Origin of the sequence: Spongiactinospora sp. 9N601, assembly GCF_044326295.1 — a bacterium.
In the GTDB taxonomy this organism is placed as follows: domain Bacteria; phylum Actinomycetota; class Actinomycetes; order Streptosporangiales; family Streptosporangiaceae; genus Spongiactinospora; species Spongiactinospora gelatinilytica.
Genome location: NZ_JBIRBB010000007.1, coordinates 125,447 through 139,526 on the forward strand (window position 1 = coordinate 125,447; position 14,080 = coordinate 139,526).

Annotated in this window: 15 protein-coding genes and 1 tRNA gene; 12 read left to right on the plus strand and 4 right to left on the minus strand. The window is 69.6% G+C overall.

What is annotated here, in order from left to right:
* Window positions 1-285: 285 nt before the first annotated feature.
* The 6 genes from ACH34R_RS17980 (at window position 286) to ACH34R_RS18005 (ending at window position 4,522) form a co-directional block, all read left to right on the plus strand.
* Window positions 286-834, plus strand: a complete 549-nt coding sequence (locus ACH34R_RS17980; RefSeq protein WP_397562570.1) for a TetR/AcrR family transcriptional regulator — start codon at window positions 286-288, stop codon at window positions 832-834.
* Window positions 831-1,250, plus strand: coding sequence for a DMT family transporter (locus tag ACH34R_RS17985; RefSeq protein ID WP_397562571.1), 420 nt, complete (start codon window positions 831-833; stop codon window positions 1,248-1,250). Before ACH34R_RS17980 ends, ACH34R_RS17985 begins: the two co-directional genes overlap by 4 nt.
* A complete protein-coding gene (locus ACH34R_RS17990; protein WP_397562572.1) occupies window positions 1,247-1,579 on the plus strand; it encodes a DMT family transporter in 333 nt (110 codons plus the stop codon). The genes ACH34R_RS17985 and ACH34R_RS17990 overlap by 4 nt, the downstream gene beginning before the upstream one ends.
* Window positions 1,580-1,607: 28 nt before the next feature.
* Window positions 1,608-2,297: a hypothetical protein gene (locus tag ACH34R_RS17995; RefSeq protein WP_397562573.1), complete on the plus strand. Its 690-nt coding sequence runs from the start codon at window positions 1,608-1,610 to the stop codon at window positions 2,295-2,297.
* A gap of 8 nt (window positions 2,298-2,305) precedes the next feature.
* The gene (locus tag ACH34R_RS18000; protein ID WP_397562574.1) at window positions 2,306-3,574 is read left to right on the plus strand and encodes a cytochrome P450; all 1,269 of its coding nucleotides are present in this window, start codon (window positions 2,306-2,308) and stop codon (window positions 3,572-3,574) included.
* Window positions 3,575-3,670: 96 nt separating this feature from the next.
* On the plus strand, window positions 3,671-4,522 hold the full coding sequence (locus ACH34R_RS18005) for a hypothetical protein (RefSeq protein WP_397562575.1): 852 nt from the start codon (window positions 3,671-3,673) through the stop codon (window positions 4,520-4,522).
* Window positions 4,523-4,600: 78 nt separating this feature from the next.
* On the opposite strand, the gene ACH34R_RS18010 is transcribed toward ACH34R_RS18005, so the two are convergent.
* Entirely contained in the window at window positions 4,601-4,858 is a 258-nt protein-coding gene (locus ACH34R_RS18010; protein ID WP_397562576.1) for a hypothetical protein, read from the minus strand.
* A gap of 156 nt (window positions 4,859-5,014) precedes the next feature.
* Here ACH34R_RS18010 and ACH34R_RS18015 point away from each other — a divergent pair, with 156 nt between their 5' ends.
* The 3 genes from ACH34R_RS18015 to ACH34R_RS18025 are packed head-to-tail and all read left to right on the plus strand — an operon-like array spanning window position 5,015 to window position 7,351.
* The gene (locus ACH34R_RS18015; RefSeq protein WP_397562577.1) at window positions 5,015-5,680 is read left to right on the plus strand and encodes a response regulator transcription factor; all 666 of its coding nucleotides are present in this window, start codon (window positions 5,015-5,017) and stop codon (window positions 5,678-5,680) included.
* Window positions 5,677-6,912 (plus strand): sensor histidine kinase, encoded by a 1,236-nt coding sequence (locus ACH34R_RS18020; protein WP_397562578.1) that lies wholly within the window; start codon window positions 5,677-5,679, stop codon window positions 6,910-6,912. Before ACH34R_RS18015 ends, ACH34R_RS18020 begins: the two co-directional genes overlap by 4 nt.
* A 55-nt stretch (window positions 6,913-6,967) precedes the next feature.
* A complete protein-coding gene (locus ACH34R_RS18025; protein ID WP_397562579.1) occupies window positions 6,968-7,351 on the plus strand; it encodes a VOC family protein in 384 nt (127 codons plus the stop codon).
* Window positions 7,352-7,364: 13 nt separating this feature from the next.
* Here ACH34R_RS18025 and ACH34R_RS18030 read toward each other — a convergent pair whose 3' ends face one another.
* Both ACH34R_RS18030 and ACH34R_RS18035 read right to left on the minus strand, forming a co-directional pair.
* Window positions 7,365-8,009, minus strand: a complete 645-nt coding sequence (locus ACH34R_RS18030) for a DNA alkylation repair protein (protein WP_397562921.1) — start codon at window positions 8,007-8,009, stop codon at window positions 7,365-7,367.
* Between the two features lie 629 nt (window positions 8,010-8,638).
* Complete coding sequence (locus tag ACH34R_RS18035) at window positions 8,639-9,727, minus strand: LCP family protein (RefSeq protein ID WP_397562580.1); 1,089 nt, start codon at window positions 9,725-9,727, stop codon at window positions 8,639-8,641.
* Between the two features lie 572 nt (window positions 9,728-10,299).
* Here ACH34R_RS18035 and ACH34R_RS18040 point away from each other — a divergent pair.
* Together ACH34R_RS18040 and ACH34R_RS18045 are read left to right on the plus strand one after the other, a co-directional pair.
* Window positions 10,300-11,664 (plus strand): hemolysin family protein, encoded by a 1,365-nt coding sequence (locus ACH34R_RS18040; protein WP_397562581.1) that lies wholly within the window; start codon window positions 10,300-10,302, stop codon window positions 11,662-11,664.
* Window positions 11,661-12,695, plus strand: coding sequence for a hemolysin family protein (locus ACH34R_RS18045; protein WP_397562582.1), 1,035 nt, complete (start codon window positions 11,661-11,663; stop codon window positions 12,693-12,695). Before ACH34R_RS18040 ends, ACH34R_RS18045 begins: the two co-directional genes overlap by 4 nt.
* A 412-nt stretch (window positions 12,696-13,107) precedes the next feature.
* Here the strand turns inward: ACH34R_RS18045 and ACH34R_RS18050 are convergent.
* A tRNA-Leu gene (locus ACH34R_RS18050) sits at window positions 13,108-13,190 on the minus strand.
* Window positions 13,191-13,337: 147 nt separating this feature from the next.
* Between ACH34R_RS18050 and ACH34R_RS18055 the strand changes: the two genes are divergently transcribed.
* Complete coding sequence (locus ACH34R_RS18055) at window positions 13,338-14,078, plus strand: DUF3662 and FHA domain-containing protein (RefSeq protein ID WP_111168510.1); 741 nt, start codon at window positions 13,338-13,340, stop codon at window positions 14,076-14,078.
* Window positions 14,079-14,080 lie beyond the last annotated feature (2 nt).

Genomic DNA, 14,080 nt, shown 5'->3' on the forward strand with positions numbered 1-14,080 from the left:
GAGCCGGGTTTTCCAGGTCTCCAGGACGCAAGTGACCGCCGAATACGCGCAACTCGCTCGCGCCTATCGAACACCCGGCGGCGATCCGAAGCAGGCTCAGCGACAGCGCCCGCCGTCCATCGGCACGACTGACGAAGCACCGACATCATCCGGCGCAGGCCGATGGCGATCTTGTTGAGCGCCACCGCCGTCCCGTACGCCCCCGGCGCCCACCGCCCCGGACGTACACCCAACCGTCCGACCCCAAGCTTGTAACTACACCAACCAGTCGGTACAGTTACGCAGGTGAGACCGAGTTCGAGAACAACGATCCTGGAAGCCGCCCAGCGGATCGCCGGGCGCAGCGGCATCGGCAGCCTCACCCTCGACGCCGCCGCGCACGAGGCGGGCCTGAGCAAGGGCGGCCTGATCTACCACTTCGCCAGCAAGGAGCAACTGATGCTCGCCGTGGTCGAGCACGTCACCGCGAGCTGGGAGGAGCGGATGCTGGCCCAACTGGGCAAACCCCTTGGTGAGGCGAGCACGGCCGAGCGGGTCCGGGCGTACACGCTCGTGGTGAGCGGCGCGGCCACCAGCCGGGCCGACCTGGCGATCTTCGTCGACTCCGTGTACGACGAGGCCCTGATGAGGCCGTGGCAGGCCATGCTGCGCCGCTGGCTGGGCACCCCCACCGCCACGGACGCCCGCTCCGTGGACCTCGCGGTCGCCCGCCTCGCCGTCGACGGCCTGTGGCTGGCCGACGCGAGCGACACCGCCGGCTACGACGCGGAGACGCGCGCCGCGATCATCGCCAGGATCGACCGGCTGGCCACCGGAGAGGAGGACCAGGAGTGAACAAGTGGGTGATGCTCGTGGCCGCCATCGCCCTGGAGGTCGTCGCTACGCTCTCGCTGCGCGCGATGGAGGGTTTCGCGCACCCGTGGTGGCTGGTGAGCGTGGTGGCCGGCTACCTGGGTGCCTTCATCCTGGTCGCCCAGGTACTCAAGATCGGCATGCCGGTCGGAGTGGCCTACGGGATCTGGGCGGCCAGCGGTGTCGCGCTGACCGCGGTCGCCGGGGCCGTCATCTTCGGTGACGCGCTGACCTGGGCGATCGGGCTGGGCATCCTGCTGATCATCGGCGGCGTACTGCTGGTCGAACTCGGCGCGCAGCGCGCCGAACGCGAGCACGAACGCGAACACGAGCACGAGCACGAGCACGAACGCGAGCCGCACGGCGCGGCGAGGTTCGCGGAAGGCGGCGGATCATGACCTGGCTGCTGCTCATCGGCGCCATCGCGACAGAGACCGTCGCGACCCTCTCGATGAAGGCCTCCGAGGGCTTCACGAAGAAGGTCTGGATCGCCCCCGTCCTGATCGGCTACGTAGTCGCGTTCACCCTGCTCGGCGCGGTACTCGCACAGGGCATGTCCGTGGGCGTCGCCTACGGCATCTGGGCGGCGAGCGGCGTCGCGCTGACCGCCGTCCTCGGACGCCTCATCTTCCGCGACCCGCTGACCTGGCTGATGGCGGCCGGCATCGCGCTCATCATCGGCGGCGTGCTCGTGGTCGAACTCGGCGCGCAGGGAGCGTCGCACTGATAGCACCCAGGCCCCGAAAGGAGAGATCATGACCACGGTCATCGCCGACCCTCGATTCCCGAAGGCCCGGTTCACCGAGCCTTCCCCCAGCGGATTCCTGTACCTCGGCATCGAGGCGAGCCCGCTCGGCCGCGGGCCGTTCCCCGGCAAAAGCCCCAGACGGGAACAGGAGATCGCCCGGCTGTCCGGCCTGGCCGCCCGCCTGGAGGAGCACCCCGACGTACGGACGATCACCCTCTACCGCGCGGTGCTCGCGCCGCCGATCCCCGGCCGGCCGGGCAGCGACCTCGCCATGCTGATCGAGACCACCTCGCCGGATCACATCGCGGGCGTACGGGAGGCCGAGCCGTACCGGCAGATCGGCGCGGCCCTTGAAATGCCCGCGCGCAACGTCAGGAAGATCGGCGAGACCGACCCCGGCCGGCGCGGCAGCACGTTCCTGTTCAACCACTTCACCGGCCCCGACCCGGAGACCGCGGTCGCCGTGTGGGAGACGCTGACCGGCTGGTTCACCGGCAACACCGGGATCGACAACTCGACCGCGCTCACGCCGCTGGACGACGGCCCCTTCGCGGTGGTCAACTTCGTGCGGCTGCCGACCGGGCCGCGGAGGTTCCTGCTCAGGCAGTTCACCAAGCGGTCGTTCGGCTCGTTCGTGCGGGCCCGGCTGCGCGAGTACGGCATGACCTCCATGCCGATCTTCCACATCCCTGTGTGAGGAGGAGGATGAACGTGCTGGAGACGATACGACAGACCGCCCGGGTCGCAGGTCACGCCGGGCGGACGTGGATGCACGGCCATGTCCGCGACGACCCGTTCAGCCTGCTGATGATGGGCGCGGGCCGGCGCGATCCGTACACCTGCTATCGGCGGCTGCGCACGCAGGGTCCGCTGTCGCGCAGTACGTCCGGGGTGTGGGCGGTGACCGGGCACCGGCTGTGCGACCGGGTGCTCCGCGATCGGCGGTTCGGCGTACGAATCGCCCCTTACCGGCGCGACGACTCCGAACCGCTCGCGTACCGGCCCGGGGCCGAGGCCGACTTCTCGCTGCTGTCCCTCGACCCACCGGACCACGGACGGGTCCGCAGGCTCGCGGCCCCCGCGTTCAGCCCGAAGATGATGGCCCGGTACCGGCCCGGCATCGAGCGGATCACCGGCGAACTGCTGGACCGGGCGGCGGGCCGCGGCCGGTTCGACCTGATGGCCGAGGTGGCCGCGCCGCTGCCGATCGCGGTGATCTCCGAACTTCTCGGCATCCCGGACGAGCACGCCGGGCCGTTCCGGGAGTACGGGGCCGTCGTCGCGGGGTCGCTGGACGGCGTACCGTCGCTCAGGACCGCCCGCGCGCTCGGCCCCGCGACCCGCGCACTGGAAGAACTGTTCGCCGACCTGCTCCGGCAACGCGCCGCGCGCCCCTGCGAGGACGTGCTGAGCAGGCTCGCCGCCGACCTCGGCGCGGAGCGGATCTCCCCGCGCGAAGTGCTCGGCCTGTGCCGCATCCTGCTCATCGCCGGGTTCGAGACGACCGTCAACCTCATCGGGAACGGCATGCTGGCGCTGCTCGACCATCCCGCCCAGTGGGCGCTGCTCCGGGCGAATCCTGAGCTGGCGGGCCAGGTGGTCGAGGAGGTACTGCGGTACGACTCACCGGTCCAGGCCACCCTCCGGTACGCCCAGGAGGACCTGTACCTGGCCGGACGCCGGATCGCCGCCCGGGACCCGGTGTACGTGCTGATCGGCGCGACCGGACGCGACCCTTCCGTGTTCACCGACCCCGACCGCTTCGACATCATGCGGACGTCCGGCCCGGACCACCTCGCCTTCGGCTCCGGCCCGCACTACTGCCTCGGGGCGCCGCTCGCCCGGCTCGAAGGGGAGATCTTCTTCAGGACGGTGGTGGCGCGCCTGCCCGGTCTGGTACGCGCGGGCGAGCCGGAGCACCGGGCCACGATGGCGGTACGCGGCCTCGCCCGGCTCCCGGTACGGCCCGGCTGACCTCGCTCTTCGGGCGACCCGATTGCGGCATATGTCCGGCGGCTGTACCGTCGCCCGGCGACGATCTAGACCGTTCGGACGATCACCGGAGCTGATGTGGACGCCACGACCCGGCGCGTTCCCCGATTACCGAGCGGCGCGCTGCGCGCGACCGCGGTCGCCGCCTCGACCGGGCCGATCCTGGTCCGGGTGTTCGTCGCCGGACCGGCGGACGTCAATCCCATGCTCTGCCGGGCGCCGTGGGCCGCCACGGCGATGCTCGCGGGCGATCTGGGGACGTTCCTCTCCCTGATCGAACTGCTCGTGCCGGTGTCCGTTTTCGCGCTCGCGGCGCGCGCGTCCCGCCGTACGACGGCGACGGCCATCGTGATCTTGTGCGCCGCACTCGCGCTGCGCGTGACGACGGCTTTCGTCTCCCCGCCGCTGTCGGCCAATGTCCCGCTTTGGGTGCCGATCGCCTGCTACGCCGTCGCCGTACTCGCCCTGCTGCCCCACGCGACCCGGCCCGGGTCCTCGGCCCCATGGCGTACCGGAACCCTGTTCTGGACCTTGGCCGGCCTCGCCGCCACCTGGACGACCGTCCGCTGGCTGGTCCCGCTGGGCGCGCCGTCGTCTTTCGGGTGGTTCGCGTACACACCGCTCAGCGAGGCACCATCCACGGGGTTCTTCCCCTACGCCCCCTGGGGCAGCGCCGCCTGGACCTGCAAGGTGGACGCCGACGGCCTTCCGGTCGCCCTCATCGTCGTGGGTGCCCTGACCACGGCCCTGGTACGGCGGGCCCGATGGCCCGTCGCCCTGACGATCACCGCCGCGTTGGTGGTGGTCGCCGTGACAGGCCGGACGACACCGTTCCTCACCGAGACGGAACCCTCCGCCGCGATCATCCACTGGCACCTCCTCGTGGCGGCGGCCCTCGTCCTCCTGGCGGCCTTCCGCGACAGGAGATGATCACTTAGATCGCACGGCCGGAGGGCCGCCGAGCGGCGGCCCTCCGGTGGACTTCGCGCTGATCACTTACCGGGCGTCTTACTTACCGGGCGTCGTCTTCTCCCACTCGCCGCCGGGTTCGACGTCCCGAGTGATTTCGATCGACCCGTCGGCGTTCTTCTTGATGGCGATCTGGTCGGGCAGCTCTCCCGGGGAGTCGCCCACATCGGTCACCTTCTCGAAGGGGACGGCGGGCTCGGATGAAGCGTAGGCGGACGTGATGGCCGGGATCGCGATGCCGGCGGCGACGGCGACGAGCACGGAGGCGGCCAGGGTGGCACGGTTGGTGAACTTCATTTCAACGACCTCTTCTCTTTGGGCCTTCTCTACGGGCCTTCGTTATGGGCCGCGGCCGGTTCCCGCGGCGCCGGAAATGACTATGGCTGATGGGCGCTGAAGGGAAACTGAAGCTCTTCAGCCTCCCTTCAGAATCGCTGTGGCACCGTAGGCGATATGCGGATACTCATCGTCGAGGACGACCTGAGGCTGGCCGGGCTGATCAAGCGCGGCCTGGAGGCCGAGGGCTTCGACACCGAGCTCGCCCATGACGGACACACCGGACTCCGGCAGGCCAGGCAGGGGAATCACGACGCGATCATGCTGGATGTGATGCTGCCCGGCCTGTCGGGGCACGCCGTATGCAGACAACTCCGCCACGATCGGCTCGACACCCCGATCCTCATGCTCACCGCCAGGGACGGAGAGTACGACGAGGCCGACGGCCTGGACGAGGGCGCCGATGACTACATGACCAAGCCGTTCTCCTATGTGGTCCTCGCGGCCCGGCTACGCGCCCTGATACGTCGCGGCGGACGGGCCAGACCGAAGATTCTCCGGCTGGGCGAGGTGACGGTCGATCTGACGGCGGCCCGCTGCCTGCGCGCGGGCCGGGAGATCACGTTGACGGCCAAGGAGTTCGCCATTCTGGAATACCTGGCCGGCCGATCCGGTGAGGCCGTTTCCAAGCGCGACATTCTCGATCAGGTCTGGGACATCGCCTTTGAAGGCGAGCCGAACATCGTCGAGGTCTATATCAGCAGCATTCGCCGCAAGATCGGACGCATGGCGATCGAAACGGTCCGCGGGGTCGGCTACCGCCTCGCGGATCAGCGGCCATGAGCATGCGCTCACGCCTGGTCCTGATCGCTTCGGCCACGGTCACGGTCGCGCTGGTCGCCGCGGCCGTGGTGCTGTTCGTGATAGTACGCGCGACGTTGCTCTCGGAGGCGGGGACGCAGGCGCGGCTGATGGCCGAAAACGTCGCCGCCCAATTCGAACTCGGCGAATCGATCCGGATCACCAGGGCCGTGCACATCAGCCTGCCCGGCTGGCCGATCCCCGTCCCCAGCGGAAACGTCCTGTACCGCACCGCCACCACCCCGCAAGGGGTAACGGTCACCGTCACGGCCCCGCTGGACGACATCCAGCGCAGGCTGATCACTCTCGGCTGGATACTGGTCCTGACGGTCTGCGCGCTGTCGACACTGGTGGCGGCGGTGCTGTGGACGACGATCGGGCGCGCACTACAGCCGGTGGAGCGGATCCGGGCGACCGTCGCCGACATCACCAGCCGTGACCTCAGCCAGCGGGTCCCCGAACCCACCGCCCGCGACGAGATCGGCCGGCTGGCCATCACGATGAACTCCACGCTCGATCGGCTGGATCGGGCGCTGCGGCAACAGCGCAGCTTCGCCGCCGACGCCTCACACGAACTGCGCAGCCCGCTCGCGGCGCTACGTACCGAACTGGAACTCGCCCTCAACGACCCCGGCGACCCCGACTGGCGCGCCGCCATGCGGGAGGCCCTACAGGACGCCGAACGGCTGGAGCGACTGGCGGCCGACCTCCTCCTGCTCGCCCGCACGGACGCCGAAGAGCCCACCAGGCACGCGCCGGTCGAACTGTCGGCACTGGTCGCCAAACAGAGCGCCCGCCGGGCCATGGTCCGCACCCGATTGGTTCCGGCCGTCGTCCACGGTAACGCCGGCCACCTGGAGCGGTTGGTGACCAACCTGCTGGACAACGCCGAACAACACGCCCGGACTCAGATCACCGTGTCGCTCACCGCGGACCAGGGCCAGGACCAGGGCCAGGGCCAGGGCCAGGTGGTACTGCGGGTCGCCGACGACGGGCCGGGCATCCCGGAGAACGACAGAGAGCGGATTTTCGAACGTTTCACCCGCTTGGACAATGCGCGAAACAGGGAAACGGGCGGAGCCGGGCTGGGCCTGGCCATCGCCAAGGCCATCGCCATCAGCCACAACGGCACTCTGCGGGTAACCGACGGGCGGCCTGGCGCCTGTTTCATCCTTCAGCTCCCTCAAGGGGAGAAGGGGAGATGCGATGAATGACGTGTGCGCCCGGTCCCCCATTACGTGATCACAGTACTTGCCTAAGCTACGTCCTATGCGGATCGAGCGGCTCGACCATCTGGTACTGACCGTCGCTGACATCGACGTCACCGTTGACTTCTACACTCGCGTACTCGGCATGAAGGCGGTGACGTTCGGCGAGGGCCGTACCGCCCTGACCTTCGGGCTCGCCAAGATCAACCTGCACGAGGCCGGCCACGAGTTCGAGCCGAAGGCCGACCAGCCGACGCCCGGCAGCGCCGACCTGTGCCTCATCAGCACGGACCCGTTGGACCAAGTGATCGATGAACTGGCCGAGCACGGCGTCCCGATAGAGGAGGGCCCGGTCGAACGGACCGGCGCGATCGGCCAGATCCAGAGCGTCTACTTCCGCGACCCCGACCGCAACCTGATCGAGGTGAGCACCTACCGCCGCTGATGCCTTTCCCCGCTCACTCCTGATGCTGGCGGCGCACCATCTCGTTGATCCAGATGGGCGCGAAGGGAGAGGTGCAGCCGGGGGAAGTCGGGTAGTCCTTGAGTACTTCCAGGCGCTCACCGATGGCGATCGCCCGGGCGCGGTGCTCGGCGTGCTCGATCCCGATCTGGGCCAGGCAGTGGTTCATCGCCCACTGAAGGCGATCCGGGGCGGCCCTCATCTCCGTCTCGATCACGTCGAGCAATTCCGTGAGGTGAAGGCCCTCGGGCTTCTTCGCCACGCGCTCGGTGGTCAGCGCCCAGCCGGCACTCGCGACCACCGGATCCGGATCGGCGGACCAGGCCAGGCGCAACTCTTCGGCGTGCGGGTTCTTCTTCACGACGTAGTTCACGAGCCAGTCGTGAACTTTGGGGGTACGCGCCTCGCGCAACATGACGTCCAGCTCGGCCCCCTCGAACGCCCTCGGGCGGCAGATCAGCAACGCCAGCAGCCTCGCCGCCGTGTCCCCCGTCGCCCACAGCCGGCGCGCGAGCTCCTGCTGCGTCTTCAGCCGCTTCGCGAGCGCGCGCAGCTTGCCGAGGTTGACGCCGTGATCGTCACCATGCTTCTCGTTGACCTCACGGATCTTCGGGTCCTCAAGCCCGGCCAGCTCGGCCATCACTTCGGCCACCGCGCTCTCGGCCGGCGTCGTCTGGGTCACCGCAGTCTCCTGTCCCTTCTCGGAGGGATTCAGCCTACGACGGGACTCGGCACTGATCCCTGCCTGCGCTCCCATCGGGGGCCGGGATTGGTTCAGCCGATGCCGAACGGCGAGCGACCACGACACACGCGAAACCCGGACACCTGGGCACGGCTGACGGTGGTGAGCGGCGAGCAGGGGGGCATGCCGTACGTCTCAAAGCACCGCCAGACCTGCATCGCGCTCAAGCCATACGCCCCTGCCGGGTGGGCGGGGGCTCCCACTTACACCACTCGGCGGAACGCCGTCGGACCAGTTCATCCCCACGGGCGTGGGGAGCGCCCTTTGTGAACAGCCAGGATAGGGCCGCCCTGCGGTGTTGTGATGTCGGGGTTTGTCGGTGATCCACACTTTTTCGGGGATGCCATTGAGGTGTTTCACCGTTTTGGTTGGTCGGTAAGAGTGTGACGGCTCGGCCGGTGGTGGCAGCGTCGGGCGGAGCCCGGCATGAGTAAGGACAGACCGAGCGGAGCGAGGCCATTCATGACCACTGTCGCGCGGGCGCAGTAAGGTGGCGCGGTCCTCACGAGTACGAGCGCGCGCCGGGGTCAGTTCTTGAGGGCGTCCTTGGGGACGGGCTTGTCCTCGGCCAGGGCGTTGAACATGCGCAGGGCCTTGGCCCGGTCCCACTGGATGACGGAGCCCACCCCCGGCAGGGTCGGGGTCGAGCCGACCGGCACGCTGGTGGTGATCGGTCCGTCGCCCATCGCCAGCCCCAGCGACAGCAGGTCGGACGCGCCCGTCCCGTTGTCCACGAGCACCGAGTCGGCCGCGCTCGACGCCAGCGGCAGCGACGTGAACGGGTTGAGGAGCACCCCCGGACTGGCCGCCTTCTTCACGACCGCGCCGAAGAGCTGGCGCTGCCGCTGTGTGCGGTCCAGGTCGGGCAGGGCGCCGGTGGCGCGCGTGCGGACGTACCCGAGCGCGGTGCCGCCGTCGAGGACCTGGACGCCCTTCTTCAGGTTGATCCCGGCCTTCGGGTCCTTGATGTTCTGCTTGACGTTGATCTCGACCCCGCCGATCGCGTCCACGATCCCCACGAACCCGGCGAAACCGATCTCCATGTAGTTGTCGATGTGGACGCCGGTCGCCTCCTCCACCGTCCGGACAAGAAGCTTGCCCTTGCCGAACGCGTATGCGGCGTTGAGCTTGTTCCGGCCCTTGCCGGGGATCTGCACGTAAGAGTCGCGGGGCAGGCTGACCAGGGTGGGCCGCCCGCCGCTCGCCGGGATGTGCAGCAGCATCATGGTGTCGGTGCGCTGCCCGGCCGCGCGGCCGGTGGCGAGCTTCCTGCGCTGGTCGGCGGTGAGCCCCTTACGGCTGTCGGAGCCGACCAGCAGCCAGTTCTCGCCGGGGGTGTCGGCGATCCTGCCCTCGTAGTCGTCGAGTACGCCGTCGATCGCGACCAGCCGCCCGTTGATCCAGAAGTAGCCGGCGATCGCGCCCACCAGGAGCACCACCAGCAGCACGGCGAGGCTGATCAGCGCGATCCGCAGCGGCCGGCGCGGCGATCTCGGCGTACTGGGCTTGGACGGCCCAGACGGCCCAGACGGCCCGGACGGGGACCCGCCGCCGCCATCACCGCGTCGCCGCAGCGGGCGCACCGGGCTCTTACCGGAACGTTCCTTGCCGTACACACGCGATGTACTGGCCCGCGAAGAGTCCCCAGAAGCGCCCGGAGCCCCAGGAGCCCCAGGAGCCCCAGGAGCCCCTGAAGGCCCCGGAGCGGGCTCGCCACCCTGTACCGGGTAGGCGGGGTCGGCGCGCCTCGGCTCAGGCGTCCGCATGACCCTGGTGCGGTCGTCGTCGGGCCGCCGCCCGCTGTCCGGCCACTCAGCCACGTGTCGCTCTCCGCCCGTAGTCCTGCTCGATCCACGACCACCCGCATGGCCACGCACAGCCGGGCATGGTCGCCACTTCGACGCTACGCCGCGACCACCGCCCGCGCTGCGCCATGTCCAAGGTTTTCCCATGGAAAAGTACTCAGACCGCAATGATCGCGCCAATCGAACCTCCGATCGCCACGTGGAAACATCCAGCCCCTGCCTGTTCGTTACCTTTAGCAACGACTGACCATGTCACTGAGCGAGAGGACGACAGTGTCCAGTCCGGACTCGTGGAGTACCAGCCCGTGCCACGGCACGGGTTCCACTGACCACACTCCCCGCGCGAGACGCCACCAGAACCAAACCCAGCAGAGGCGCCCCCGGTGACCATCGCACTGGGCCTGCTGGCCCTTGTTCTTCTCACTGTCGCGACGGGTTACTTCGTCGCCCAGGAGTTCGCCTTCGTCGCCGCCGACCGGGCCGTCCTGCGGGAGCAGGCCGCGGCGGGCGATGCCGCCGCCGGTCGCGCCGTCAAGGTCACCGAGCGGCTCTCCTTCATGCTGTCCGGGGCCCAGCTCGGCATCACCGTGACCGCGCTGCTGGTCAGCTTCCTCGCCGAGCCGGCCGTCGCCGACGCGGTACGTCCGCTGCTGGGGTCCGCCGACCTGCCGCCCGCGGCCATCACCGGCATCGCGGTCGCGATCGGCGTCTCCGTCGCGACCATCGTGCAGATGGTGCTCGGCGAGCTGGCCCCGAAGAACCTCGGGATCGCCCGGCCGGAGCCGGTGGCCAAGTTCCTGGCCCGCTCGACGCTGGTGTATCTGGCGGTCGCCGGCCCGGTGATCAGGCTGTTCGACTCCTCGGCGACCCGCCTGCTGCGCAGGGTCGGGGTCGAGCCGATCGAGGAGGTCGAGCACGGCGCCACGCCGGAGGAGCTGTCGCGGATCATCTCCGAGTCCAGCGCGTCGGGTGAGCTTCCCGCGCCGCTGTCGGAGCTGCTTGAGCGCGCTCTGGAGTTCGGCGACCACACCGCCGAGGACGTGATGGTGCCGCGCCCCCGGGTCGTACTGCTGCGCGCCGAACGACCGGCGTCCGACCTCCTGGAGGCGCTCCGCGTGTCCGGACATTCCCGTTATCCGGTGCTGGACCAGAACGACGTGGTCGGTGTGACCGGCGTCCGGGAGCTGCTGGCCGCGGGCCCGGACACCGACCGGACCATCCGCGAGATCATGCGGCCCGCGCTGCTCATCCCGGCGTCACTGCCGCTGCCCGCCGTACTGGACCGGATGCGCGCCGCGGGCGACGACATGGCCTGCGTGATCGACGAGTACGGCGGCCTGGCCGGCGTCGTCACCGTCGAGGACCTGGCCGAGGAGCTGGTCGGCGAGCTGATCGACGAGAACGACCCCGCCCCGCCCGGCCCGGTACGCCGGGCCGACGGCACCTGGGACCTCCCGGGCACGCTCCGCCTGGACGAGATCGAGCGCGCCACCGGCCTGGCGCTGCCGCAGAGCGACGACTACGAGACCGTCGCGGGCCTGGTACTGGCCCGGCTCGGCCGTATGTCGGAGCAGGGCGACAGCACCGTGGTCACGCTGACCACCGACAGCGATCCGTTCGCCGAGGGCGGCGACGACGCCACCGAGCAGTGGGCCGAGCTTCGGGTGCTGTCGGTGCACCGGCGGGTCCCCGAGTGGGTACGGCTGACGCCCGCGGTGCCCGCGGACACGGCGGGAGCGTCCCGATGAGCATCGTTCCCGCGCTCCTGGTGGGCATCCTGCTGCTGGTGGGCAACGCGTTCTTCGTGGCGGCCGAGTTCGCCTTCGTGTCGGCGCGCAGGCACCGGCTGGAGCAGAACGCGGCCGGCGGCGGCAAGGTGGTGCGCGTCGCCGCGCGCGCGGCGGCCAGGGGCGGGCGGCAGCTCTCCCTGATGCTGGCCGCGGCGCAGCTCGGCATCACGCTGTGCACGCTGGGGCTGGGCATGGTCACCGAGCCCGCGATTCACCACGCCCTCGAACCGCTCTTCGCGGCGCTGGGGCTGCCGTCCTCGGCGCAGGTGGCGGTGTCGTTCGGCATCGCGCTGGTGGTCATCACGTTCCTGCACATGGTGGTGGGCGAGATGGCGCCGAAGTCGTGGGCGCTGACCCACCCGGAGGCCGCGGTGCTGGCGCTGGCGCTGCCGTTCCGGGGGTTCACCTGGCTGGTACGGCCGATCATCCGGCTGCTCAACGGCGCCACCAACCTGCTCCTGCGCATGTTCGGCGTCCACCCGCGCGATGAGCTGGCCACCACCCGCACGCCGCACCAGCTCGCGATGCTGGTCGGCGAGTCCGGCCGGATGGGGCTGCTGGACCGGGCCGAGCACGACCTGCTGACCAGCGCGCTGCGGGTCCAGCAGCAGCCGATCGCCCGGCTGGCCCGTCCCATCGCGGAGGCCACCGCCGTTCCGGCGGGGGCCGACGACGAGCGGGTGCGCGGCGTCGCGGCGCGCAGCGGCCACGTCCGGCTACTGGTCAACTCCGGCGCGCCGGACGACGTGGTGGGCGTACTTCACGTACGCGACACGCTGACGCGGCCCGGCAACCGGGCCGCCGACCTCGCCAGGCCGATGCCCCGGGTCGAGCAGTCGGCGACCATCCCGCAGGCCCTGACGGTCCTCCAGGAGGCCCACGCGCACCTGGGACTGGTCACCGACGCCGACGGCAGGGTGACCGGCATGGTGAGCCTCACGGACGTACTCAGGGAGCTGCTGGACACCTCGGCCGCCACGCCACGCTGATCGTGACGTTTCACTCCTGGCGTAACGAAGCCCTCGCCACCTCGAAGTTCCCTGTGAAGAATGCAAGCGTTCCGAAAGCGAGCGACAAGGTTGACGAGGTAGAAAAGTCATAGAAGCTTCATGTCTTCACCGATGCCCCGGACACCGGTCCGGGGCATCGTCCCTCGCTCTACCCCCGACCCCCAAGCCGGCCCCCCAAGCACCACCAGCACCAAGAGCACCGACCATGACCGTCGGACCGCCCCCGACACGCGAACGGCACTCTCCATGACAGCGCGCACCGAACCCCACGGCGGGTCCTCCCCCCGCCGAACATCGCCGTCCCCTGAAGTGGTCTTCAAAAAGGCCCAGGAAACACCGATGGCCGCTGCCATGCGGCAAGCGGCCAGAAGGAGTTTTAAGGAGATCAGAGTGGGCGAGGAGGGATTTGAACCCTCACGTCCTTTCGGACACACGGACCTGAACCGTGCGCGTCTGCCGTTCCGCCACCCGCCCTCGTGGGTGCTCAGAAACAGTAGCACGGAACCGACGGTGCGACTGAACCCGGATACGATCCCTCTAGACGCGAGCGGAGCGGCTCGGTGCCCGGCGACGGGCAGTTGAGCGGCTGCGACCAGATGCATGGAGGAAGGGAGGTACCCGGTGGGAGTCCTTCAGCGCTTCGAGCGCCGGCTCGAAGGATTGGTTGAGGGAGCCTTTGCGCGGGCGTTCAAGTCCGACCTTCAGCCGGTCGAGGTCGCCAGCGCAGTGCAGCGGGAGATGGATGAGCGCGCCGCGATCGTCGCCCAGGGACGCACCCTCGTCCCGAACGACTTCGTCGTGGAGCTGTCCGTCAGCGACAGCGAGCGCATGGAGGTCTATGCCGACAGCATCGGCCACGAGCTCGCCAACCTGGCCCGGGAGTACGCCAAGGAACAGGGCTACTCCTTCGTCGGGCCGGTCCGGGTCCGTTTCGAGACCGCCGACGATCTGGCGGTCGGCCTGTTCCGCATCCGCTCCGGTGTGATCAGGGGCGCGACCGTCGAACAGGACGAGATCCGGCGGCCGGTGAGCGACCTTCCACCGGCGCGTTCACACGCCTTCGCCGGACGACCGCGGCTGCTCGTGTCCACCCAGGACGACCCGCAGGGGCAGCGGTCCTTCGAGCTGACCACACCGGTGACGCTGCTCGGCAGGGGCACCGACTGCGATCTGCGGCTGGTCGATCCGGGGGTCTCTCGCCACCATGCGGAGCTACGGGTCGAGGGGCAGCAGGTCGCGCTCGTCGATCTAGGTTCCACCAATGGCACCTTCGTCAACGGCCAGGCGGTGCGCAGGGTGGAGTTGCAAAACGGCACGCGCGTCACGCTCGGCCGTACGACTCTGGTGTTCCGACGCGATTAAGG

Coding starts and splice junctions, on each gene's coding strand:
- ACH34R_RS18015 (WP_397562577.1), top strand. CDS start 5,015: ATGCGGATACTCATCGTCGAGGACGACCTGAGGCTGGCCGGGCTGATC.
- ACH34R_RS18030 (WP_397562921.1), bottom strand. CDS start 8,009: ATGGCCGAGCTGGCCGGGCTTGAGGACCCGAAGATCCGTGAGGTCAAC.
- ACH34R_RS18045 (WP_397562582.1), top strand. CDS start 11,661: ATGAGCATCGTTCCCGCGCTCCTGGTGGGCATCCTGCTGCTGGTGGGC.
- ACH34R_RS18010 (WP_397562576.1), bottom strand. CDS start 4,858: ATGAAGTTCACCAACCGTGCCACCCTGGCCGCCTCCGTGCTCGTCGCC.
- ACH34R_RS18020 (WP_397562578.1), top strand. CDS start 5,677: ATGAGCATGCGCTCACGCCTGGTCCTGATCGCTTCGGCCACGGTCACG.
- ACH34R_RS17990 (WP_397562572.1), top strand. CDS start 1,247: ATGACCTGGCTGCTGCTCATCGGCGCCATCGCGACAGAGACCGTCGCG.
- ACH34R_RS18025 (WP_397562579.1), top strand. CDS start 6,968: ATGCGGATCGAGCGGCTCGACCATCTGGTACTGACCGTCGCTGACATC.
- ACH34R_RS17995 (WP_397562573.1), top strand. CDS start 1,608: ATGACCACGGTCATCGCCGACCCTCGATTCCCGAAGGCCCGGTTCACC.
- ACH34R_RS18000 (WP_397562574.1), top strand. CDS start 2,306: ATGAACGTGCTGGAGACGATACGACAGACCGCCCGGGTCGCAGGTCAC.